Here is a 23,259-nt window from a genome sequence, read left to right as displayed (position 1 = left end):
AAGTAAGTTATTTACCAATTGTTACGAAGCTAGGAAACTAGCTCTTGCAGATATTTCTATAAAAGAAATGATTAAAACAAAATAAGAGGTTTTGTATGACAATTGAAACTTTAGCTCGTTTTCAATTTGCGATGACTACAGTTTTCCACTTTTTCTTTGTACCATTTACAATTGGTACATGCCTAGTGGTTGCTATTATGGAGACAATGTATGTTATCACAAAAAATGAAGAGTATAAAAAATTGACAAAATTTTGGGGTAATATCATGCTCCTTAGTTTTGCAGTTGGTGTTGTGACAGGTATCATTCAAGAGTTCCAATTTGGAATGAACTGGTCAGACTATTCACGTTTCGTAGGTGATATTTTTGGAGCTCCATTGGCTATTGAAGCTTTATTAGCTTTCTTTATGGAATCTACTTTCCTTGGTTTATGGATGTTTACATGGGATAACAAGAAAATTAGTAAAAAATTACATGTGACATTCATTTGGCTAGTGGTTTTTGGCTCATTAATGTCAGCGATGTGGATTCTTACTGCTAATAGCTTCATGCAACATCCTGTTGGTTATGAAGTTGTAAACGGTAGAGCGCAAATGACTGATTTTCTTGCACTTGTAAAAAATCCACAGTTCTTCTATGAATTTACCCATGTTATTTTTGGTGCCATTACGATGGGCGGTACAGTGGTTGCTGGTATGTCAGCCTTCCGCCTCTTAAAATCAGAACAGCTGAAAGATACAACGGTTGAACTTTATAAGAAATCAGTTCGTATTGGTTTAGTAGTAGCACTTCTTGGTTCAATTTCAGTTATGGGAGTTGGGGATTTACAAATGAAAGCCTTGATTCACGATCAACCAATGAAATTTGCTGCTATGGAAGGTGATTATGAAGATTCGGGTGATCCTGCAGCTTGGAGTGTAGTTGCTTGGGCAAATGAAGCAGAACACAAACAAGTTTTTGGGATCAAGATTCCCTATATGTTGAGTATTTTATCTTACGGGAAACCATCTGGTTCTGTGAAAGGTATGGATACAGCTAATAAAGAATTGGTTGCTAAGTATGGTAAAGATAACTACTACCCAATGGTTAACCTACTTTTCTATGGTTTCCGTACAATGGCGGCGATGGGAACAGCTATTATGGGTGTTTCTGTTTTAGGACTCTTTTTAACTCGTAAGAAAAAACCAATTCTTTATAAACACAAATGGATGCTTTGGATTGTTGCTTTAACAACCTTTACACCTTTCTTAGCCAATACATTTGGTTGGATTGTGACAGAACAAGGACGATACCCTTGGACTGTCTATGGTCTTTTCAAGATTAAGGACTCTGTCTCTCCAAACGTTTCAGTTGCATCATTATTTGTTTCCAATACTGTGTACTTCTTGTTGTTTGGTGGTTTAGCGGTGATGATGATAAGCCTAACAATAAGAGAATTGAAGAAAGGGCCAGAGTATGAAGATGAACACGGACATCATGGTGCATATACTTCAATTGATCCCTTTGAGAAAGGAGCATACTAAATGAGTGCTTTACAATTCTTTTGGTTTTTCCTAATCGGCCTCCTATTTTCAGGATTCTTCTTCCTTGAAGGATTCGACTTTGGGGTTGGGATGGCTGTTCAAACTTTAACACATAATGAGCATGAAAAAGACCAAGTAGTAGAAACTATTGGCCCAGTTTGGGATGGTAATGAAGTTTGGCTTCTTACCGGTGGTGGAGCAATGTTTGCTTCTTTTCCATACTGGTATGCTTCACTATTTAGTGGTTACTATTTGATTCTCCTTACGATTCTCTTTGGATTAATTATTCGTGGTGTTTCCTTCGAATTTAGACATAAAGTTCCTGCAGAGAAAAAGCAGTTTTGGAACTGGACCTTAACAATTGGTTCCGCTATTGTTCCATTCTTCTTTGGGATTATGTTTATAAGTTTGATTCAAGGTATGCCACTTGATGCCAGTGGTAACTTATCAGCTCAATTCAGTGATTACTTTAATATATTCTCGTTGGTGGGTGGAGTTGCAATGGTATTGCTAGCCTATCTTCATGGTTTAAACTACATTGCATTGAAGACAGAAGGGCCGATTAGAGAGCGTGCCCGTAATTATGCTCAGTTGCTTTATTGGGTACTCTATCTTGGTTTAGCCTTGTTTGCAGTTCTCTTGTATCTCAAGACAGATTTCTTCAGCAATCATCCGATAGTTACGACAATTATGGTTTTGGTTATTGTTGTATTAGCTGTATTAGCGCATGCTTCAACTTTTAAAGGAGCAGAGATGACAGCATTTTTAGCGAGTGGTCTCAGTCTTGTTTCAGTGGTTGTTCTGTTGTTCCAAGGTCTATTCCCACGAGTTATGATTTCATCAATTAGCCCTAAATATGATTTGCTGATTCAAAATGCGTCCTCAACGCCATATACTTTAAAAGTAATGTCGATTGTCGCAATTACTCTAGTTCCCTTTGTTCTAGCTTATACAGCATGGGCATATTATATCTTTAGAAAACGTATTACCTTGCCAGTGATTGTGACAGGAGAAAAATAATGCTAGATAAAGCGGTTATGCGCTTGTCAGGTATTCATAAGTTGTTAGGATTGCTTGCGGGACTTGATGTTCTTCAAGCAATCTTTATTATCGGACAAGCTTATTATTTGAGTCTTTCTATAACTGGTTTGTGGGAAGGGCAAAAACTTTCTTCTCAAACGGTTTATATTTTGTTATTTATGGTCTCATATTTAGGCCGTCATGTTATTGATTACATCAAAAATAGAAAACTTGATGACTTTTCAACAGCACAATCTAGTCTTTTGAGACGTCAATTATTAGATAAGTTATTTGATCTAGGTCCTAAAGTCGTTCAAGAACAAGGAACTGGTAATGTTGTTACAATGGCATTAGATGGCGTTTCTTTAGTTGAAAATTATTTACGTTTAGTCTTGAATAAGATGATTAACATGTCTATTATCCCATGGATTATTCTAGCTTATATTTTCTATTTAGATATTGAATCAGGTGCAATTTTACTTATCGTTTTTCCTTTAATTATCATCTTTATGATTATTTTAGGCTATGCGGCTCAAGCTAAAGCAGATAAACAATATGAATCCTATCAAGTACTTTCTAATCATTTTTTAGATTCATTACGAGGCATTGATACTCTCAAATATTTTGGTCTTAGTAAACGTTATGGTAAAAGCATTTATCAAACTAGTGAATCTTTTCGTAAAGCAACAATGAGTACTTTGAAAATTGGTATTTTATCAACGTTTGCTTTAGACTTTTTTACAACTTTATCCATTGCTATCGTTGCTGTTTTTCTAGGTTTACGATTATTAAATGAGCAGATTTACCTTTTACCGGCTTTAACAATTTTGATTTTATCCCCTGAATACTTTTTACCCGTAAGAGATTTTTCTAGTGATTATCATGCAACGTTAGACGGGAAAAATGCATTTCAAGCGATTCAAAAAGTTCTAAACAAAACTGGTATTAAAGGTGAGCAATTAGTCATAGATGATTGGTCTAAAGAGAGTCATTTGGATTTAGAAAACATTGCTATTGCGTACGACCAAAAACGTGTTGTTGAGGATGTAACCTTACGATTTAGAGGACATCAAAAGGTTGCTTTAGTAGGAGTTAGTGGTTCAGGTAAGTCTAGCTTAATTAACCTTCTGAGTGGTTTTTTAGGGCCTGATAAAGGTTCTTTAAAAGTGGATGGTAGAGAAGTGGTTAACCTTGATCAAGAAGATTGGCATAAACAGATGATCTATATTCCTCAAACTCCTTATGTTTTTGAAATGTCATTACGTGATAATATTACCTTCTATACTCCCAATGCTAGTGACGAAGAGGTGATAAGAGCGATTCATATGGTAGGTTTAGATAGCTTACTAAGCGAGTTACCCGATGGTTTAGAAACGCGTATTGGTAATGGAGCGCGTCCACTTAGTGGAGGACAAGCCCAGCGTATAGCTCTGGCTCGTGCTTTTCTTGATCAAAATCGTCGTATTATGGTTTTTGATGAACCAACTGCTCATTTAGATATTGAAACAGAGTTAGAATTAAAAGAGAAAATGTTGCCACTGATGTCAGATCGTTTAGTTATCTTTGCAACTCATCGTCTTCACTGGTTGAACCAAATGGATGTTATAGTCGTTATGGAGAAGGAGAGAGTTGCAGAAGTAGGCTCTTATCAGGAATTATTAGCTAAAAAAGGATATCTCTATCAACTGAAGCATGCTATGGGAGGAAATAATGTTTAAAATCCCTTTGTTTAAAGAATTAAAGACAGATCAATGGGTAAAACCATTTTTCAAACAATATAAAGTTTCCTTAGTAATTGCTCTTTTCCTTGGTTTTATGACTTTCTTTTCTGCCAGTGCTCTTATGTTTAATTCGGGCTATCTGATTAGTAAGTCAGCTTCACTACCGAGTAATATTCTTCTAGTGTATGTTCCAATTGTACTAACACGTGCTTTTGGTATTGGACGTCCTGTTTTTCGTTATATAGAACGCCTAACGAGTCACAATTGGGTATTACGAATGACTTCACAACTGCGCTTGAAGCTTTACCATTCCTTAGAAAGCAATGCTATCTTTATGAAGCGTGATTTTCGTTTAGGAGATGTTATGGGGCTTTTAGCGGAGGATATTAATTATTTGCAAAATTTGTATCTTAGGACAATATTTCCAACGATTATAGCGTGGTTATTATATAGCTTTATTATTATTGCAACAGGCTTCTTTTCTCTATGGTTTGCTTTAATGATGTTGCTTTATTTAGCTATTATGATTTTTGTTTTTCCACTTTGGTCGATTTTAGCTAATGGTGCTCGTCAGACTCGTGAAAAAGAATTAAAAAATCATCTTTATACTGATTTGACGGATAATGTCTTAGGTATTTCAGACTGGATTTTTAGTCAACGTGGTCAAGAGTACGTCGCCTTGCATGAGCGTTCGGAAAGTGAACTCATGGCTGTTCAGAAAAAAATTCGTTCCTTTGATAATCGTAGAGCTCTTATTGTGGAATTAGTTTTTGACTTTCTAGCTATTTTGGTTATTATTTGGGCTAGTAATCAGTTTATTGGTCACAGAGGTGGCGAAGCTAACTGGATTGCAGCATTTGTTCTAACAGTATTTCCCTTGTCAGAGGCATTTGCTGGTTTGTCTGCTGCTGCTCAAGAAACAAATAAATATTCTGATTCAATTCATCGTCTTAATGAATTATCAGAAACGTATTTTGAAACAACTCAAAATCAATTGCCTAATAAGCCATACGATTTTTCCGTCAAGAATTTAAGTTTCCAGTATAAGCCACAAGAGAAATGGGTTTTGCATCATTTAGATCTGGATATTAAAGAAGGAGAAAAAATTGCTATTTTAGGGCGTAGTGGTTCTGGCAAGAGTACCTTAGCTAGTCTACTTCGTGGCGACTTGAAAGCAAGTCAAGGGGAGATTACCCTAGGCGGTGCTGATGTTTCAATAGTTGGTGATTGCATTTCTAACTATATTGGAGTGATACAACAAGCGCCCTACCTTTTTAATACAACCCTGCTAAATAACATTCGCATTGGAAACCAAGATGCTAGTGAAGAAGATGTATGGAAAGTTCTTGAACGAGTTGGATTGAAAGAGATGGTCACTGATTTATCAGATGGTATCTATACAATGGTTGATGAAGCTGGACTTAGGTTTTCAGGTGGCGAAAGGCATAGAATTGCTTTGGCTAGAATCTTACTAAAAGATGTCCCAATTGTTATCTTAGATGAGCCAACTGTTGGACTTGATCCTATTACTGAACAAGCCTTACTAAGGGTATTTATGAAAGAATTGGAAGGTAAGACCTTAGTTTGGATTACACATCACTTAAAAGGTATTGAACATGCTGATCGTATCTTATTTATAGAAAATGGGCAATTAGAGTTGGAAGGTTCTCCTCAAGAATTGTCTCAAAGTAGCCAACGTTACCGTCAGCTGAAAGCCGCTGATGATGGTGATCTATGATAATTGATAGGTGCGATAAATAAATGATAGTAAAAAAACATTCCCTAACTGCTTTTCTAGCATTGTGGAATGTTTTTTTATTATTTAAATTTTGCGTTTTAAAAGGTAATTAGTTAATTGTAGCAACTGTTTTTTTGCAGAGCTCTGGGGTAGCTTATTTATGTCACTAATAGCTTTTTCAGTAAATTTACGAGCTAGATGGCGAGCTTTGTCAACACCTCTATGGGAAACGACGAGATAAGCAATTTTTTCCATATCTTCAGTAGCCATATCTGTTTTTTTATCTAAAATAGGTTTGAAAATATCAGGATTTTCTTCAATGGCAAGAAGTAGAGGAAGGCTGTAAACGCCTTGTGCTAAATCCTCTAAGACAGGCTTGTTAAATGTTTTTTTATCTGCAGTATAATCCAGGATATCATCCAAAATTTGGAATGTCATACCAATGTTAAAGCCAATATGGCCTGCTAGACGAACAACCTCCTTCTCTGCACCACCAAAGTAAGCTCCTTCTTTGCTAGCTAATTTAAAGAGTTCGGCTGTCTTACCTGAAATCGCACGTAAATAGTGATGGATACCTTGTTGTTGATTGTAACGAAGGTGCATCTGGTCCAATTCTCCCATGAGAATTTTACGCATAGATTTTGCATTAATCCTCATAAATGGTGTATCAGCCATAGATTCTAAAATAAGATCGAAAAAGACTGTGAAAAGTAAATCCCCAGTATAAACTGCGATGTCTTTGCCAAACTTGCTTTGAATGGTCATATTTCCACGTCTTAGTGGTGAGTCATCAATGACATCATCATGGATTAATGTAGCAACGTGAAGGATTTCTAAAGAAGCAGCGATTTTCTTTAGTTGCTGAGTATCTTGATTCTCCTTATTACCAAGTTGAGAAAAAAGGTAAAAGAATGCTGGTCTGAGCTGTTTTCCTCCCGCAGCTGTGAGTTGGCTTAGCGCCGCTTCAATATCTTTATTTCTGACCTGTATTCTTTCTTGAATTAGTTGATTGGTTTCATCAATATTTTTTTTAAGTTCAGGATAGTTATTCCAATAAGATGACATTAATCAGTCTCCCTCGCGTTGCTTTGTCACTCCATTCTACCTTATTTATTGAAATATTGCTAGGGTATCGTTTAGAGCTTCAAGTTGAGTTTGGAGGAGACTCTTCCAATTATTTATAGCTATTAAATTGAGTGCAAAGTCAAAGTCCTTTAAATTAACCTGAATATAGAATTTTCGATTTAAATGAGCAATCATAAGGATGGAAGTATCAGTAGTATTGCCAAAATACCAGAAATGATTCGAACTTCCAGAACCTTGTAAATCATCAACAATAGTTGCAACAACCTGTGGAATGTTTTTATTATCATGGTCAAAAACTGCTCCGAAGTTACTCTCTTGTAATAAATTGATCTGGTACCAAAAGTGTTGAGAATCATCAAACCGTTCTTTAGTGAGAAGTTTCATAAGTTAATTTCCTTGATTAGTTGGGATAGTTAAATAAGATTGACTCAAATCTACTGTTATAGAGTAACTAGCATTATCTCGAATGGTATGTTCAAAATCAGTTGTATAAAGGATAATCCTTAGATTATCACCTTTACTCAATTGATATATACTTGGTTGGAGGCTAAACTCGATATCAAACCATTGTTCTGGCTCGATAGCCTCAATTGTAAGTAAGTCTGTACGATTTTGAAGGTTCAAGACACCTTTACTGATGACACGATAATGATCTTTAGTAAACGGGAGTTCACGTAAAGCTTCTCTGGCAAAATTTTTACCATTATCAAGGCTGTTTAAGAATTTGATGGTTGGTGTATCTTTGAATCGTTTTTTAGGACCATAGTCTAAGATTTGGGCTGATAAAATAGCCTTTTTGTCACTAGTTTTAACACGTAGATGGAGTTTGCACTGTCCATTCAGGAGATAATTTTTCTTTAGAGGAAGATTAATAGTGATTTGATTGGTTTTATTATTTCCCTTGAAAAGATCATTTTTGAACACATTGAAGTCTTTACAATAAGTATCAAAGGCTTCTTTGTCATAATGGTTATCAATAAGTTTTTTACTATCACCTAAGCCAATTTGCTCTTGATGGTTTCCTCCGAAAGCATCTAAAACTTGCCAAGTTTGCTCAGTAGTATTATCTTGCCAAATGACCTCTTCTAATTGGAAATGATTGTCAATGCCAAGTAGTTCTTGGCTTAGTAAGGCATTCATGCTTTCACGAAAATCAATCGACTGCCAATTATGCATATACACATGTTGACCTTGATGTAAAAAAAGGTGTTTTTTGATGGTTTGAGGCAATGCATTGAAAATTTTGTAGACATGTCTTGGCTTAACATTCCAATCCTGTAGTCCATGAGTGTAAACTACTCGACTTTTGACATTATTGACGTGAGTTAGGTAATTACGGTCATGCCAGTATTGGTTGTAATCCCCACTTTGACGGTCAATTGTTTTTGATTGTTCATTTAACAATGCTTGATAGCAATCGTTGTTTTTGATGTAATCACCAGCTAAGAGGTTTCGTGAGTATGTTAATTCTGTTAAAACGTCTAAATCTTCACCGGGGTAGCCGCCTGGACTACACACAAGCCCATTTTCTCGATAATAATCATACCATGTGGAGATTGCGGCTTCAGCGATAATGACTTTCAACCCCTCAACGCCAGTTGTTGCTAAACCAGTTGACATGGTACCGAGATAAGATTTACCTGTGGTTGCTACAAGGCCATTTGACCAATCAGCCTTGACTTGTTTATCTCGTTTATGACTTGTGAATGCAGTAACCTTACCATTTAACCAATCAATGACTGCTTTAAAGCTTTGTATTTGTTGGTAATCCCCACTGGTCATGAAACCCGTAGAGCCAGCAGTACCCACACCTGAAACGTATATATTAGCAAAACCACGAGAAAGAAAATAGTCATTGAGACTATAACTGTCAATGTGTGTGAAGCTTTCAGTTGCAGGGCTGATGGGTAATTTTGAAGGATGTTTTACTTCTTCTTTAAATGGTTTTGTGTCAACTTGTATGTGTTTAGGTTGTTTAACTGCTAGCGCACCCTCCATTTGGTATGTTTTTTGATCTGCGGCAGGATCATTGATACCTTGATGATAGGGGCTAGCTGTCATCATCGTAGGGATAGTATGCTCGGTAGTGGGTCTGATAATGTTAACTTTTACTAAATCATGTTCACCACTAGACATAGTATCTAAGGATGTTTCAACATAGACAACTTCGCGAATCAATTGGTTAGTATTGAAAGTGGCCAGAGACTTTCCATTGAAAAAATGGTAGTGATTATCTGCATGAAGTAAACCATCAGCAACTAATTGGTCGATTAATGTATTGCCAGATTTTCCACGACAGGCGAGTAAGTGATGTAGACTTTGAAAAATATTGTCATATGAGACTGGGAAGTTAATATCTTGTAAGAAAGCTTTAGGGTCTTTAAAGTCTACAAAGGGGACAAAGCCTAATAACTGTAAATAAATCCATTGTAAATTTTCTAGTGTTAAGTCACTATTTGATTTAAAAAAGGTTAGAGCATCGGTTTTTGCATCAACGATAAGGAGACTAAGAGCGTAATCAGTATCAGTTTGATTTAAAAAAGAATGTCTGAGAAAAGCTTCCAAATTAGCTTTATCAGAATTCTTTTTGTTTAATGGAAGACCTAGTCCTTTTAGCTCTTCAAAAGCTTCGTTAGGTTTAGTTGGAATGTAGCTGAATTGATTATAACGCATAATATATCCTTTCTATTGTTATATTAAAATACAATATGATCTTTTAATTTCTCAACATTTGTAATAATGATATGTTGTTTTTCAATACGAATAATATGATCGTCTTTTAGTTGTTTCAAAATGCGGCTCACGCTACTTCCTGTGGATATACCGCAAAATTTGCCAAGTTCTTCGTTCGTGATAACAAAATTAATATAGATATCACCGTTATCTCGTTCTTCACCAAACATCTTACTGAGGTCATATAATTGTGTGGATATAGCACCAATTCGACCATTAGTGAGCATGCACTGCATTTTTTTCATAGATTTTTCAAGGCGGTTATGATAGAAATCTTTCACATATCCTTGCAGTTCAATATCATTATTGATATCTTTTAGGAAGGTAGAGCGACGTACTTTGTAAAAGTGGGCAGTTTCGGATTCGATCCGAACGTTGTAAGGTTCTCCCATGTGTTGGGAGTAGTCTGTATTTAGGATAGAAGTGATTTCTAAGCCTGTCACATAACGCAGATTGAACTCAGTACCATATTTAGAGAGAACACTTTGTTTAACAATACCATCTTTTAGGATATAAGTATAGTCTTCTTCTAAACTTTCAAATGTAAGGTATTTATGGTAGTCTTTTTCGATAATTGGAAGATTATGACTATTAATGTAATTTTGTAAAATTTGATGATTCATGACTTCCTCCAAATGTTTTAGGTTTGATAGACCACCTTAACATTTGTTAATGCAGTCTGATACTAGCACTTATATTATACCATTGAAATATCGTATCTTCTAATATTTTTGTAAAATGTTTATGAAAATGAAATTGAAAAAAGGAGCCATTTGCATTGGAAGACAAATTATTCAACAAACATTTTATAGGCATTACTATTTTAAACTTTATTGTTTATATGGTCTATTATTTGTTTACCGTTATCATAGCTTTTATTGCGACTAAAGAGTTAGGTGTTAGCACTAGCCAAGCAGGATTAGCGACGGGGATTTATATTGTAGGGACTTTGATTGCTCGTCTTATATTTGGCAAGCAATTAGAAGTTCTAGGACGTAAGTTAGTTTTACGTGGAGGGGCTATTTTTTACTTACTAACAACTTTAGCTTATTTTTATATGCCAAGTATCGGAGTAATGTATTTAGTTCGTTTCCTAAATGGTTTTGGTTATGGCGTCGTGTCAACAGCAACTAATACTATTGTAACAGCTTATATACCAGCTGATAAAAGAGGTGAGGGGATTAACTTTTACGGTCTATCAACAAGTTTAGCCGCAGCTATTGGTCCTTTTGTAGGAACATTTATGCTAGACAACCTTCATATTAACTTTAAAATGGTTATTGTATTATGTAGTATTTTAATTGCGATTGTAGTGTTGGGAGCATTTGTTTTCCCAGTCAAAAATATTACTTTAAATCCAGAACAGTTAGCTAAATCAAAATCATGGACTATTGATAGTTTCATTGAGAAAAAAGCAATTTTTATCACAATTATTGCATTTTTGATGGGTATCTCCTATGCTTCCGTGTTAGGTTTCCAAAAATTATATACAACAGAAATTAATTTGATGACAGTAGGAGCTTATTTCTTTATTGTTTATGCACTTGTCATCACTTTAACCAGACCATCTATGGGAAGATTAATGGACGCTAAGGGAGATAAGTGGGTGCTTTATCCAAGTTATCTGTTCTTAACTTTGGGACTTGCTTTATTAGGGAGTGCTATGGGAAGTGTTACCTACCTTCTATCAGGTGCTTTGATTGGTTTTGGTTATGGCACCTTTATGTCTTGTGGCCAAGCAGCATCAATCAAAGGTGTTGAGGAACATCGTTTCAATACAGCCATGTCAACTTACATGATAGGTCTTGATTTAGGGTTAGGTGCTGGACCTTACATTTTGGGACTTGTTAAAGATGGTTTTCTTGGAGCTGGTGTGCAATCCTTTAGAGAATTATTCTGGATAGCAGCGATTATTCCTGTTGTTTGTGGTATTCTATATTTCTTAAAATCATCTCGACAAGTTGAAACTAAAACTATATAAAAGGGAGGAATTAAGCTATGACACAAAAATATGAGCGTATTCTTATTGCTATCGATGGGTCTTACGAGTCAGAATTGGCGGTAGAAAAAGGGATAAATGTTGCTCTTCGTAATGATGCTGAATTACTGCTAACGCATGTTATAGATGCTCACGCTTACCAAAGTGAGGGAGTCTTTAGTGACTATGTTTTTGATAGGCAAGAACAAGAGTCAGCAGATGTGCTAGCCTATTTTGAGAAATTAGCACATTCAAAAGGCCTTACAAAGATTAAAAAAATTACTGAAATCGGAAATCCTAAGACTCTTTTGGCAAAGGATATCCCCATAAGGGAAAAAGCAGATTTAATTATGGTAGGCGCAACAGGATTAAACACTTTTGAAAGACTATTGATCGGCTCAACTTCAGAATACATTTTACGTCATTCGAAAGTTGATATGCTAGTCGTTCGTGATAGTAAGAAAACCTTATAAACTAAATAAAATAGAGTACTAGGTAGTCCGAACCTAGTACTCTATTTTTTTATCAAATATATTTGGTTAAAAATTTTATTAATTTTATTTTGTGATAAGCTTTACAATATTAAGCTTACTTGGTAGAATGGTTAATGTTGTAAATATTTTTTTGGGAGGAAACAAGGATTGATCGAAATCACTTGGACTGTGAAGTATATCACAGAATTTATCGCAACCGCTTTTCTTATCATCTTAGGAAATGGGGCTGTTGCTAACGTTGACTTAAAAGGCACAAAAGGAAATAATTCAGGTTGGATTATTATTGCAATTGGTTATGGTTTAGGTGTTATGATGCCAGCGCTTATGTTTGGTAATGTCTCTGGAAACCATATTAACCCAGCTTTCACACTTGGATTGGCATTTTCAGGTCTTTTCCCTTGGGCACACGTTGGACAATACATTCTTGCACAAATTTTGGGAGCAATGTTTGGACAGTTAGTTGTCGTTATGGTTTATCAACCTTACTTTGTTAAGACAGAAAATCCAAATCATATTCTTGGATCATTTTCAACTATTTCTGCATTAGATGATGGACAGAAATCAAGTCGTAAAGCGGCTTACATTAATGGTTTCTTAAATGAATTCGTTGGTTCTTTTGTTCTTTTCTTTGGAGCTTTGGCTTTAACGAAGAACTATTTCGGTGTAGAACTTGTTGGTAAACTTGTTCAAGCTGGTTATGACCAAACGACAGCGGCGACAAGGATTTCACCATACGTAACTGGTTCACTTGCTGTAGCTCACTTAGGTATTGGTTTCTTGGTAATGACTCTAGTTGCTTCTTTAGGTGGACCGACTGGACCTGCATTGAACCCTGCGCGTGACCTTGGTCCACGTATTGTTCACCGCTTATTACCAAAACAAATTCTTGGACAAGCTAAAGAAGATTCAAAATGGTGGTATGCATGGGTGCCAGTTTTAGCACCAATCGTAGCAAGTATACTCGCTGTAGCCTTGTTCAAACTATTATATCTTTAATAGTTAAGGAAAGATCGGTTTGCCGGTCTTTTTTGTTTTAAATATAAAAATCAGCCAGTCTTGCTAGCTGATTTTGTTTAATGATGACTTTTGGGCATAGTTTTTTTAAAGGAAGAACGTATTAACATTGCTCCAGTAAATAAAACAATACCTACAACCAGTGTCTTCAAGCTATTAAGGTCAAGGTTAGTTAAGAAGAGAACAGCGACAATAACGCCTAATATTCCCCCAGTAACCAGACCGGCAAAGCCGTTCCAATTAACACGACCACTCTTGATAAATTGTGTACTAGAAGCTGTCATTATCATAGCTGCATCTAGCATCATGACAGGCATAGCAACTGCAGGACTCAGTCCCATTAGGGAGAAGAAGATAAGTTCAGGAGCATAATTACCTAGTCCCATAGTCATTAATACACCAATAATAAAATTGAAGACGATACCAACAAATAACCAAATGCCGTGTAGACCATGCACTGAATCTGAAATACCAGCTCCAGGGTTAGTGATCATACGATAGAGCATAATAATAGCAGCTGTGATGAGCAGTGTTCCTAGAATACGTTGAACAGTAGGAGCGTGCCAATTTTTAGTCATTTTAGCTCCAACAAAAGCCCCAATAAAAGCTGCACCAGCCATTGTTATTAGTGTTAAAGCCTCTACTTTTACAACAAAAATAAAACAGAGTGACTGCAACAAAACTGGAAGTACGTGTGCAGCTGTCATTGTTGCGGGTATCTTACGATCGTCTTCAACAAGCTTAGTTAGTTTAAAAAATGTGGTCGTTGTTGCAAAAGAGCCGATACCAAGAGTATCGAGAGCATCAGTTACAAAACCGATCCACAAACCAGTGAAAAATCGTTTGAAAGGATTTATTTTTTGAGACCTAATATGTCTAACAATCTGATAAAAAGTGATAATCATGGCGATAATCAGAATAAGCTGAATCCCATGTAATAGTAGTGTTTCATTCATAATATCCAGTCTACAAAAAAATAGTGAAACTGTCAATTTGACTTTATGGTATTGAGAGCACAAAGATTCTTGCTAAATTATCTAAAATTATCTAAAATAGACTAGACTGAACAAGGAGGAATTTATGACGTTATTTCATTCATTGACATTTAAACACCCAGTATTACGTGTTAATAATAGAGACTTGAATATTGCATTTTATCAGGAATCTCTTGGATTTAAATTGATAAGTGAAGAAAATGCAATCGCAGTTTTCTCAGCATGGCAGAACAAAGAGGCTAGCTTTATTATTGAGGAATCCCCAACTTATCGTACTCGTGCGGTGAATGGTACTAAGAAGTTAGCAAAGATTATTGTTAAGTCTCAAGATGCAAAAGATATTGAAAAGCTTTTGGCAAATGGTGCGCAAGCCACTCAAGTATATCAAGGTCAAAATGGTTATGCCTATGAAACAGTTTCGCCCGAGGGAGATCTTTTCTTACTTCATGCCGAAGATGATTTGTCACAATTAGTAGCAATTGAGCGCCCAGAGTTAGAAAAAAATGATGACACTACAGGTCTATCAAACTTTGTTTTCCAATCTATTAGTTTGAATGTACCTGATGCCGTGAAAGCTGAAGCTTTTTACGATAAAGTATTTGCTAGGAAGTTCCCAATTAATTTATCTTTCAAAGAAGCACAAGGACAAGATTTGCAAATTGCTCCAAATGAAACTTGGGATATTGAGATACTAGAATGCTGTGTTAATGAAGATACTAATTTAAATGACTTGAAATCAACTTTTGAATCATTGGAACTTGGTGTTTACCTTGATTCTAAAGAAAAGATTTTAGTCATCTCTGACACTAGTAATATTGAGATTTGGATTTCAAAAGAATGATTAAAACTAATACCGTTTTAGAACTCATTAAAGAGCAAATCAAAGATAATCTTTATCATGGTGCAAGCTTAGCTATTTATGAAAATGGAGAGTGGCACGAACATTACTTGGGGACAATTGATGGCAATGAGAAAGTTAAAGCGGGATTAGTCTATGATCTAGCCAGTGTATCAAAAGTTGTCGGCGTGGGAACTTTACTAGCAAAGTTAGTTTATCACGGGACTATTGATATTGATAAGCCATTAAGGTATTATTACCCTACGTTTCATCATCAGACGTTAACTGTAAGGCAACTAGCTACACATAGCAGTGGGATTGATCCTTTTATTCCAAATCGTGATCAGTTGAATGCTACTCAGCTGAAAGATGCCATTAATCATATCAAGGTTTTGGAAGATAAATCGTTTAAATACACTGATATTAATTTTCTTTTACTTGGTTTTATGTTAGAAGAGGTATTAGGGGATAGTTTGGATAAACTTTTCAAACGTTATATTTTTACTCCTTTTCAGATGAAAGAAACCTCTTTTGGTCCTAGAGTAGAAGCTGTTCCAACTGTAGCTGGTATTAACGATGGTATTGTACATGATCCTAAAGCGAAGGTATTAGGAAAGCATACTGGTTCTGCAGGTTTATTTTCAACTATTGATGATTTACAAAGATTTTCTATTCATTATTTAAAAGATGATTTTGCGAAGCCTTTGTGGAATAATTATAGTTTGAGTAAATCAAGATCATTAGCTTGGGATATAGATAAGGATTGGATAAACCATACTGGTTATACTGGTCCTTTTATTGCACTAAATTATCAAAAGCAGGCAGCAGCTATTTTTTTGACAAACAGAACCTTTTCCTATGATGACCGTCCACTTTGGATTAAGAAACGACGACATATACAAGGGGCGATAACATCGTACTTTGAATAAAAAACTTCTCCTAGAAAATTCTAGGAGAAGTTTTTTATAAAAGTTGGATAACATTTATGGGAGTTACTTCCAATACTTTACGCAGAAAAGGGTATTTTTCTTTAACAATTTCAAAATCGCTTCCGGCTTCTAATAGCTTAGCAGTTCCTTCAATTCTAAAGCCTGTACCTTGATAACCATCACGCCCCTCGACTTCACGGCTGCCCAGAGTCATAATAATTTTAGAATTATTATTGAGATCATTTTCAAGATGAGTCATTCCTGCTGCAGGAGCTAATATACGCTGGTCATCTGTAATAGTCAGGTAACTATTCCAAGTGTTTGTAACGTGAGGAGCTAATTCAGTCCAGCTTGTTATCGAAACGACACCCTCATATTTTAGAACTTGAAGAAATTTGTGATTTAACATTGTCCCCTCCTTGAGGTTATATAAAGAAGTAATTAGTACTATTGATAATATAGATAAAAGTAGGTTTGATTATATCAAACCTACTTCATCGAATACAAACTAGTTAGTTAATGCATCGTCCATTGAAAGTACTTCATGGAAGACACGTTGTGTTAACTCAGTTTTTTGCTCAGGAGTTAGATATTTAGTATTGACACAGTAACCTGAGATACGAACGATAACATCTTCACCATTCATAATCTTGTCATAGACATCTTTAAGGTCCATGACATTCAAGTTAACGTGTTGACCACCGTTTTCAAAGTAACCATCAAGGACTGTTACCAAGTTATCAACTTGTTCATCAAATGTTTTACCAAGAGCGCGTGGAGAAACTTGAGTTGTCAATGAAATACCATCATTTGCATGAGCGAAATCAAGTTTAGAAAGTGAATTCAAGTTTTGTAACCAGCCACCTTTAGCTTTGTTAGAAGGGTTAGCACCTGGTGAGAAGAATTCTACTTTAGAAAGGTTTACACTACCATCTTCATTGAGATATACTCCTTTATGTACCGGTGAGTTACCAGTTTGTTTAGAGTAAGCAACGTTTGATGTGATTGTAAGAAGAGAAACAGTTGCTTCAGCATCTTTATAAAGTTTGTGTTTAGCAAGGCGTCCATGGAAGGCTTCAAGTAACCATTCAGCGATTGAGTCAACACGATCATCATCTTCACCATAACGTGGGAAGTCACCAACTGTTTCGTAGTCGTAGATGTAACCATCTTCGTCACGGATTGGTTTAACAGTAGCGTATTTAATTGCAGATAATGAATCGACAGTATTTGCAAAACCACAGATACCAAATCCCATATTAGCACGTACATGTGAAGGTAAGAATGCCATTTGTACAGCTTCATAGTTGTATTTATCAGTCATGTAGTGGATGATATTCATCGCATCAACATAAGTATCAGTCAACCAGTCAAGAGATTTTTCAAAGTTAGCTTTTACAGTGTCAAAGTTGAGTACTTCGTCACGAATTGGGTCGATGTCAAATACTTTGTAATCTTTATGAACATCATCATAACCACCGTTAAGACCAGTAAGAAGTGCTTTCATAACGTTAACACGAGCACCAAAATATTGAAGGTTGTGACGTTTGTCTTCGTTTTCTGGATCAAGTGGAGATACACAACATGAAATACATGACATTTCACCGTAGCCTTCTTTAGCCATTGTTGATACACCTTCATATTGGATTGAAGAGTGTTTATGACTCATTGACATACAGTAGCGACGGAAAGCATATGGTAATTGGTCTGACCAAAGAACAGTTAAGTTTGGTTCTGGTGAGTTACCGATATTGTCAAGTGTATTTAAGAAACGATAGTCCATTTTGGTAACACGATGACGTCCATCAGCTCCCATACCTGCCATTGAAGTTGTGATAAAGGTTGGGTCACCTGAGTAAAGGGCATCATAAGCTTTAGTACGAGCAAATTTTACAGTACGGAGTTTAAGGACAAAATCATCAACAAATTCTTGGATTTCTGATTCTGTGAATGTACCGCGAGCGAGGTCACGTTCTGCAAAGATATCAAGGACAATAGGAACACGTCCAAGTGATGTTGCAGCACCATTGATAACACGACATACAGCCATGAAAGCAATGTTCACCCATTGAATGGCTTCTTTAGTGTTCATGGCTGGTTTACGAACATCTACGCCGTAAAGGTCACCAAGTTTTACAACTTCACCAAGAGCTTGGTATTGAAGGTTGATTTCTTCACGAAGACGAATTGACTCTTCATCAATATCATTCAATGCATTCCAGTCATTAACTTTTTCTTGCATCAAGTAGTCAGCACCGTAAACAGCTAGACGAGCATATACACCAATGATACGTCCGCGTGAATAAGCGTCTGGAAGACCAGTAACAGTGTGTGCATGGCGAGCACGACGAATGTTAGAAGTATAAGCGCGGAAGATACCATCATTTACTGTTGTAGCGTACTTAGTGAAGATTTCGTGAACAGCTGGATCAGGTTCATAACCATTTTCTTTAAGTGTAGTTTCCGCCATACGGATACCACCTTTAGGCATGAAGTTCAATTTGAAAAGCTCGTCGTTTTGAATACCAAAGATAAGCTCGTTATCTTTGTCGATAAAACCAGCTGGTAATTCAGAAATTGAAGCAACACGAGTATCCATTGGGAAGCGAGTTTCTTCATAGTGAGCTTTTGTTTCTTCAATCACTTTTTTGATGTGAAGTGAACGTTCAGTTGCTCCAGCTAAGAAGCTTTCATCTCCATCGTAAGGTGCATAGTTTGCTTGAACGAAGCGAGCAATACTTGCTTTTTCTTTCCAATCAACACCTTTAAAGCCTTCCCAAGCTTGTTCAAAGATATCTGTGTTTGTTTTAACTGTTGCCATAGTTTTCTCCTTAAACATTGTGACAGATTTAATTTTGTTTACATATCCATTTTAGGAAAAAGTAAACGTTTTCGCAAGCATATTTCTTGACAAAATTATTATTCTTTTATAATACAGTTTTTTTAATCTGTATCATTAAGTTGTAATCTGTTATAATGGAGTAGAGAGAATGGGGGAGAGAACAATGTTAATTTTTCCTTTAATAAATGATACGTCGCGTAAAATTATCCACATTGATATGGATGCTTTTTTTGCATCTGTGGAAGAGCGTGACAATCCCTCTCTTAAAGGAAAGCCTGTTATTATTGGTTCTGATCCCAGAAAAACCGGCGGCAGAGGGGTTGTTTCTACTTGTAATTATGAGGCTCGAAAGTTTGGAGTTCATTCAGCTATGTCTTCAAAAGAAGCGTATGAACGATGCCCTCAAGCTATCTTTATTTCGGGAAATTACCAAAAATATCGCCAAGTAGGAATGGAAGTACGAGATATATTTAAAAAGTATACGGATTTGGTTGAACCGATGAGTATAGACGAAGCTTATTTAGATGTAACTGAAAATAAAATGGGAATAAAATCTGCTGTTAAACTTGCTAAAATGATACAATACGATATTTGGAATGATGTCCATTTGACCTGTTCAGCGGGTATTTCCTACAATAAATTTTTGGCAAAATTGGCTTCTGACTTTGAGAAACCAAAAGGACTTACCCTCATCCTACCAGATCAAGCTCAAGATTTCTTGAAGCCCTTACCAATAGAGAAATTTCATGGTGTTGGTAAACGCTCCGTCGAAAAATTACATGCTTTAGGGGTTTATACTGGTGAGGACCTCCTTTCCTTGTCTGAAATTTCTTTAATTGATATGTTTGGTCGTTTCGGGTATGACCTTTATCGTAAAGCAAGAGGGATTAATGCTTCCCCGGTAAAACCTGATAGAGTTCGTAAATCAATAGGAAGTGAGAAAACCTATGGGAAATTACTATATAACGAAGCAGATATCAAAGCTGAGATTTCAAAGAACGTTCAGAGAGTTGTTGCTTCTCTGGAGAAAAATAAGAAAGTTGGTAAGACAATCGTTTTAAAAGTTAGATATGCGGATTTTGAAACATTGACGAAACGTATAACATTAGAAGAGTATACTCAAGATTTTCAAATCATTGATCAAGTTGCTAAAGCGATATTTGATACCTTAGAAGAGTCAGTTTTTGGCATACGACTCTTAGGTGTTACAGTAACGACCCTGGAAAATGAACATGAAGCTATCTATTTAGATTTTTAAAAGTTGGGACGATGACTATATTTAACTCTCTTTGAAAAGAAAAAAGCACTAGATTCTAGTGCTTTTACTTTTAGTTAGTCTCTTCAAGATCACGTTCGTTGAGTTTTTGTGCTTTTTGATAAGCATGGAAATAAAGAAGACCGAAAATAGCTTGGAAGACGATATTTATAGCTATTGCCCATGGTGCTTTAGTAGTTAGAAAACCCAAAATAACAAGTCCTACAGTAATGGCGAAGCCAAGGTAATAAGGAAGGTAATTAACCATTTGATTTCTTTTAATTGCTCTTAAATTTTTAATACAGAAAATAACAATGGCAATGTTGACTAATACTATTAAAGCAGTGACAAATAGCATAAATGGTGTTGTGGCGCTCAAGACTGCTTCGATATGTTCTTTAGGAAGATTCCCTGTGTTCCCTTTATTAATTTCAGTTTTGGCTAGCTGCACTGAAATTCCTGTAAACAATCTGAATACTAAAGACAAACTATTTAATACAATGATAGTGATTGTAGCTGTGCGCAGAGAGCGGCGGACTTTTTCATATGAAACCATAATATCTCCTTTTTCTAAATAAACCTTAATAAAAGTATTAAATTTGAACTACGTTCTTAATACAATGATATTATAACATATTTGGAAGAGTTTTCAAGATTTTATGAAAAAATTTATTTACTATCAAAAATTGCACTTATATCTTGTTGATTAATACCAATCATTGGATCGATTGTTAAATAATTTTCTTCAGTTAGGCGATAAGTTATTTTTGAAAGATTAGTCTGCTCAATTGGCGTTGCTGTTTTTGGAATGGACGTATTAATTATTGTGCTGTCAATCTTTTGATCTATTGAGCTATCTTCAATTTTTTGAGAATTAGCTATTTCTTGCTTGTTTTCAAATCTTTCTATCAGATAAGTATTGCGCTTTGCCCCCTCGTTTTTAACAGCGAAATCAAATGCACCAATTTCTCCTAAAAGTATTAGTTTACTTTTAGATCTCGTAATAGCTGTATAAATAAGGTTTCGCTGTAACATTCGACCACTCTGTCTCGTTATTGGCAGAATAACAACTTGAAATTCAGACCCCTGTGATTTATGAATACTCATAGCATAGGCTAGTGTTATTTTAAGCCATTCTTTGCGTTGATAGATAACTTCTTGACCATCAAAAGTCATATAAATCTCATCTTGCTTGCTCTCAGTATATTTGGCTGGTATAAGATCCGTTATGTAACCAATATCCCCATTAAAAACATTAAGCTCTGTATCGTTGACTAAATGTAACACTTTATCTCCTATTCGGAAATTTATATCATTAAAAGTAAATTGGTTATTATCTTTTAATGGATTGAGAAGATTTTGCATGATAAGGTTAAGATTATTAATACCTGCTTGGCCGCGATACATAGGAGCTAAAATTTGAATTTCATGAGCTTCAATACCGCTCTTAAGTGCAGATTGAACAATTTTAGAAATCATATTTGGGATGATATTAGCAGATGCTTCAAAGTATGAGCGATCGGCTTTTTTAGCTGTAAAGTCCTCTGGCAAAAAGCCCTGTCTCATTTGATTAGCTAAAGTCACAATAGTTGATTCTTCTGATTGTCTAAAAATCTTTTCAAGTTTAACGTGTGGAAGTGCATTTATATTTAAAAGATCTGCTAGAACTTGTCCTGGACCTACAGACGGTAATTGATCACTATCTCCGACAATAATAACTTGTGTGTGCGAGTCCAAAGCGTCAAATAATTGATTAGCAAGCCAAGTGTCAACCATTGAAAATTCATCAATGATAATTAAGGAACAATCTAGATAGTCATCTAGACTTTGATAGTCACTATCTCCGTTTAATCCCAAATGCCTATGAATAGTAGCACTCGGTAAACCGGTAAGTTCATTCATGCGTCTAGCAGCACGACCTGTAGGAGCAGCAAGTACAATAGGAATATCATTTTTGTTTAAATCAATATGATGTAACTCGGAATAGGCTTCAATAATACCATTTATAACTGTTGTTTTACCTGTTCCTGGGCCACCAGTCAAGATAAATACCTTACTTAGTAAAGCTTCTCTAATAGCTTTTTCTTGGATATTATCGTAGTGGATATTTAAAGATTTTTGAATATCTCTGATTTCATGGTCAATATCTTTGTGACTTAGTTGTTTATCAAGGGGCTGATTTAGTATTCGTTGTAAGTTTTTTTTGATGCCTTCTTCGGCAAAAAATAGAGTATTACTAAAAATTTTAGTTCCAATATGTTGCACTTTATCTTCTGCAATTAAATTTGTCAATTCCTTAGCAACAATTGAAGGATCTAGTTCGATTTGACGAGCTTCTTCAAGGAGAGTAATGGTTTTTTCCAAGAGAGTACGAGCCTCAATATAGGTATCACCTTGCTCCATAGAAGACTCAACTAAAGTATGAATAATAGCAGCACGAAAGCGTTTAGGAGAATCACTTTCAATACCGACTTGTTCAGCAAGTTGGTCAGCTATTTTAAAACCGATACCTTGGATATCCTCAACAAGTTGATAAGGATTTTCGTTTATCACTTCAAGCGATTCTTCTTTATAGTGATCAAATATTTGAATAGCATCACGATTGCTTAACCCATATTCAGCGAGTTTAGCTAAAACTTGCTCTGTTCCATAATTGAGTTTCAGTTTAGCGATGAATGCTTCTCTATTAATTTTTGATAGTCCTGAGATTGTACTTAACTGTTCAGGGGATGCAAGGATTTTATCAATGGTATTATCTCCATAGAGTTCTACGATGCGTTGGGCAGTCTTTTTACCAATTCCTTTAAATTGTTCGCTAGAAAAGTATTTCACAAGGCCACCTGAAGTAGGCTTGGCTCTTTCATAGCGTACACTTTGTAGTTGCTCGCCGTATTTTGGATGTTGGGTTAGTGTTCCCCAAAAAGTATATTCTTCTCCCTCTATAACGTCGGCCATAGTACCAGTAATAATTACTTCTACATCATCAAAATCGCTATCCGTATCTTCGATTTCCAGAAGTAATATTTTAAAAAAATTGCTGGCATTTTCAAATATAATGCGTTCAATGGTTCCTGTAAAAAATACTTCCATTGT

General features: G+C 35.7%; 18 protein-coding genes and 1 pseudogene. 10 read left to right on the top strand and 9 right to left on the bottom strand.

Going from position 1 to position 23,259, the window contains the following annotated elements:
* The first annotated feature begins 95 nt into the window (after positions 1 to 95).
* The 4 genes from QOR44_RS08475 to cydC are packed head-to-tail and all read left to right on the top strand — an operon-like array spanning position 96 to position 6,002.
* The gene (locus tag QOR44_RS08475) at positions 96 to 1,523 is read left to right on the top strand and encodes a cytochrome ubiquinol oxidase subunit I (RefSeq protein ID WP_000151501.1); all 1,428 of its coding nucleotides are present in this window, start codon (positions 96 to 98) and stop codon (positions 1,521 to 1,523) included.
* Positions 1,524 to 2,543, top strand: coding sequence for a cytochrome d ubiquinol oxidase subunit II (gene cydB / locus QOR44_RS08470; RefSeq protein WP_001275292.1), 1,020 nt, complete (start codon positions 1,524 to 1,526; stop codon positions 2,541 to 2,543).
* A complete protein-coding gene (cydD, locus tag QOR44_RS08465) occupies positions 2,543 to 4,261 on the top strand; it encodes a thiol reductant ABC exporter subunit CydD (RefSeq protein WP_000884533.1) in 1,719 nt (572 codons plus the stop codon). The genes cydB and cydD overlap by 1 nt, the downstream gene beginning before the upstream one ends.
* A complete protein-coding gene (cydC, locus tag QOR44_RS08460; RefSeq protein ID WP_283572694.1) occupies positions 4,254 to 6,002 on the top strand; it encodes a thiol reductant ABC exporter subunit CydC in 1,749 nt (582 codons plus the stop codon). Before cydD ends, cydC begins: the two co-directional genes overlap by 8 nt.
* An 84-nt stretch (positions 6,003 to 6,086) precedes the next feature.
* On the opposite strand, the gene QOR44_RS08455 is transcribed toward cydC, so the two are convergent.
* The 4 genes from QOR44_RS08455 to QOR44_RS08440 are packed head-to-tail and all read right to left on the bottom strand — an operon-like array spanning position 6,087 to position 10,444.
* Positions 6,087 to 7,067: a polyprenyl synthetase family protein gene (locus QOR44_RS08455; protein ID WP_000100666.1), complete on the bottom strand. Its 981-nt coding sequence runs from the start codon at positions 7,065 to 7,067 to the stop codon at positions 6,087 to 6,089.
* Positions 7,068 to 7,112: 45 nt separating this feature from the next.
* Complete coding sequence (locus QOR44_RS08450) at positions 7,113 to 7,472, bottom strand: hypothetical protein (RefSeq protein ID WP_000771943.1); 360 nt, start codon at positions 7,470 to 7,472, stop codon at positions 7,113 to 7,115.
* Between the two features lie 3 nt (positions 7,473 to 7,475).
* The gene (locus QOR44_RS08445) at positions 7,476 to 9,761 is read right to left on the bottom strand and encodes a Xaa-Pro dipeptidyl-peptidase (protein ID WP_001270185.1); all 2,286 of its coding nucleotides are present in this window, start codon (positions 9,759 to 9,761) and stop codon (positions 7,476 to 7,478) included.
* A 23-nt stretch (positions 9,762 to 9,784) separates the two neighbouring features.
* Positions 9,785 to 10,444 (bottom strand): Crp/Fnr family transcriptional regulator, encoded by a 660-nt coding sequence (locus tag QOR44_RS08440; protein ID WP_001016380.1) that lies wholly within the window; start codon positions 10,442 to 10,444, stop codon positions 9,785 to 9,787.
* 155 nt (positions 10,445 to 10,599) lie between these two features.
* On the opposite strand from QOR44_RS08440, the gene QOR44_RS08435 reads away from it, so the two are divergent.
* From QOR44_RS08435 to gla, 3 genes are all read left to right on the top strand, one after another.
* On the top strand, positions 10,600 to 11,802 hold the full coding sequence (locus tag QOR44_RS08435) for an MFS transporter (RefSeq protein WP_000389617.1): 1,203 nt from the start codon (positions 10,600 to 10,602) through the stop codon (positions 11,800 to 11,802).
* 17 nt (positions 11,803 to 11,819) lie between these two features.
* Positions 11,820 to 12,272: a universal stress protein gene (locus QOR44_RS08430; protein ID WP_000192462.1), complete on the top strand. Its 453-nt coding sequence runs from the start codon at positions 11,820 to 11,822 to the stop codon at positions 12,270 to 12,272.
* A gap of 168 nt (positions 12,273 to 12,440) precedes the next feature.
* On the top strand, positions 12,441 to 13,289 hold the full coding sequence (gene gla / locus QOR44_RS08425) for an aquaglyceroporin Gla (protein ID WP_000570239.1): 849 nt from the start codon (positions 12,441 to 12,443) through the stop codon (positions 13,287 to 13,289).
* Positions 13,290 to 13,366: 77 nt separating this feature from the next.
* On the opposite strand, the gene QOR44_RS08420 is transcribed toward gla, so the two are convergent.
* Complete coding sequence (locus QOR44_RS08420) at positions 13,367 to 14,263, bottom strand: sulfite exporter TauE/SafE family protein (RefSeq protein WP_001006192.1); 897 nt, start codon at positions 14,261 to 14,263, stop codon at positions 13,367 to 13,369.
* Positions 14,264 to 14,387: 124 nt separating this feature from the next.
* Between QOR44_RS08420 and QOR44_RS08415 the strand changes: the two genes are divergently transcribed.
* A complete protein-coding gene (locus QOR44_RS08415; RefSeq protein ID WP_000171844.1) occupies positions 14,388 to 15,143 on the top strand; it encodes a CppA family protein in 756 nt (251 codons plus the stop codon).
* On the top strand, positions 15,140 to 16,069 hold the full coding sequence (locus tag QOR44_RS08410) for a serine hydrolase domain-containing protein (RefSeq protein ID WP_000598172.1): 930 nt from the start codon (positions 15,140 to 15,142) through the stop codon (positions 16,067 to 16,069). Before QOR44_RS08415 ends, QOR44_RS08410 begins: the two co-directional genes overlap by 4 nt.
* Before the next feature lie 34 nt (positions 16,070 to 16,103).
* On the opposite strand, the gene QOR44_RS08405 is transcribed toward QOR44_RS08410, so the two are convergent.
* Entirely contained in the window at positions 16,104 to 16,478 is a 375-nt protein-coding gene (locus tag QOR44_RS08405; protein ID WP_000931879.1) for a pyridoxamine 5'-phosphate oxidase family protein, read from the bottom strand.
* Between the two features lie 99 nt (positions 16,479 to 16,577).
* Positions 16,578 to 18,890, bottom strand: coding sequence for a formate C-acetyltransferase (pflB, locus tag QOR44_RS08400; protein WP_000246708.1), 2,313 nt, complete (start codon positions 18,888 to 18,890; stop codon positions 16,578 to 16,580).
* A gap of 184 nt (positions 18,891 to 19,074) precedes the next feature.
* Here pflB and dinB point away from each other — a divergent pair, with 184 nt between their 5' ends.
* Positions 19,075 to 20,169 carry a DNA polymerase IV gene (gene dinB / locus QOR44_RS08395; RefSeq protein WP_000904559.1) on the top strand — a complete coding sequence of 365 codons (1,095 nt, stop codon included), beginning with the start codon at positions 19,075 to 19,077 and terminating at the stop codon, positions 20,167 to 20,169.
* A 70-nt stretch (positions 20,170 to 20,239) separates the two neighbouring features.
* On the opposite strand, the gene QOR44_RS08390 is transcribed toward dinB, so the two are convergent.
* Positions 20,240 to 20,722: a hypothetical protein gene (locus tag QOR44_RS08390; protein ID WP_000255475.1), complete on the bottom strand. Its 483-nt coding sequence runs from the start codon at positions 20,720 to 20,722 to the stop codon at positions 20,240 to 20,242.
* Positions 20,723 to 21,053: 331 nt separating this feature from the next.
* Positions 21,054 to 23,256: pseudogene (gene recD2, locus QOR44_RS08385) on the bottom strand (SF1B family DNA helicase RecD2); the annotation flags it as partial.
* Positions 23,257 to 23,259 lie beyond the last annotated feature (3 nt).

Source organism: Streptococcus agalactiae, assembly GCF_949788565.1.
Lineage (GTDB): Bacteria > Bacillota > Bacilli > Lactobacillales > Streptococcaceae > Streptococcus > Streptococcus agalactiae.
Note: the sequence above shows the minus strand (reverse complement) of the source record. Positions and strands in the feature narration are given on the sequence as shown.

Bases quoted from the DNA above. Each gene is read 5' to 3' on its own strand.
- QOR44_RS08475 (WP_000151501.1), top strand. From the start codon at position 96: ATGACAATTGAAACTTTAGCTCGTTTTCAATTTGCGATGACTACAGTT.
- cydB (WP_001275292.1), top strand. From the start codon at position 1,524: ATGAGTGCTTTACAATTCTTTTGGTTTTTCCTAATCGGCCTCCTATTT.
- cydD (WP_000884533.1), top strand. From the start codon at position 2,543: ATGCTAGATAAAGCGGTTATGCGCTTGTCAGGTATTCATAAGTTGTTA.
- cydC (WP_283572694.1), top strand. From the start codon at position 4,254: ATGTTTAAAATCCCTTTGTTTAAAGAATTAAAGACAGATCAATGGGTA.
- QOR44_RS08455 (WP_000100666.1), bottom strand. From the start codon at position 7,067: ATGTCATCTTATTGGAATAACTATCCTGAACTTAAAAAAAATATTGAT.
- QOR44_RS08450 (WP_000771943.1), bottom strand. From the start codon at position 7,472: ATGAAACTTCTCACTAAAGAACGGTTTGATGATTCTCAACACTTTTGG.
- QOR44_RS08445 (WP_001270185.1), bottom strand. From the start codon at position 9,761: ATGCGTTATAATCAATTCAGCTACATTCCAACTAAACCTAACGAAGCT.
- QOR44_RS08440 (WP_001016380.1), bottom strand. From the start codon at position 10,444: ATGAATCATCAAATTTTACAAAATTACATTAATAGTCATAATCTTCCA.
- QOR44_RS08430 (WP_000192462.1), top strand. From the start codon at position 11,820: ATGACACAAAAATATGAGCGTATTCTTATTGCTATCGATGGGTCTTAC.
- QOR44_RS08420 (WP_001006192.1), bottom strand. From the start codon at position 14,263: ATGAATGAAACACTACTATTACATGGGATTCAGCTTATTCTGATTATC.
- QOR44_RS08415 (WP_000171844.1), top strand. From the start codon at position 14,388: ATGACGTTATTTCATTCATTGACATTTAAACACCCAGTATTACGTGTT.
- QOR44_RS08410 (WP_000598172.1), top strand. From the start codon at position 15,140: ATGATTAAAACTAATACCGTTTTAGAACTCATTAAAGAGCAAATCAAA.
- QOR44_RS08405 (WP_000931879.1), bottom strand. From the start codon at position 16,478: ATGTTAAATCACAAATTTCTTCAAGTTCTAAAATATGAGGGTGTCGTT.
- pflB (WP_000246708.1), bottom strand. From the start codon at position 18,890: ATGGCAACAGTTAAAACAAACACAGATATCTTTGAACAAGCTTGGGAA.
- dinB (WP_000904559.1), top strand. From the start codon at position 19,075: ATGTTAATTTTTCCTTTAATAAATGATACGTCGCGTAAAATTATCCAC.
- QOR44_RS08390 (WP_000255475.1), bottom strand. From the start codon at position 20,722: ATGGTTTCATATGAAAAAGTCCGCCGCTCTCTGCGCACAGCTACAATC.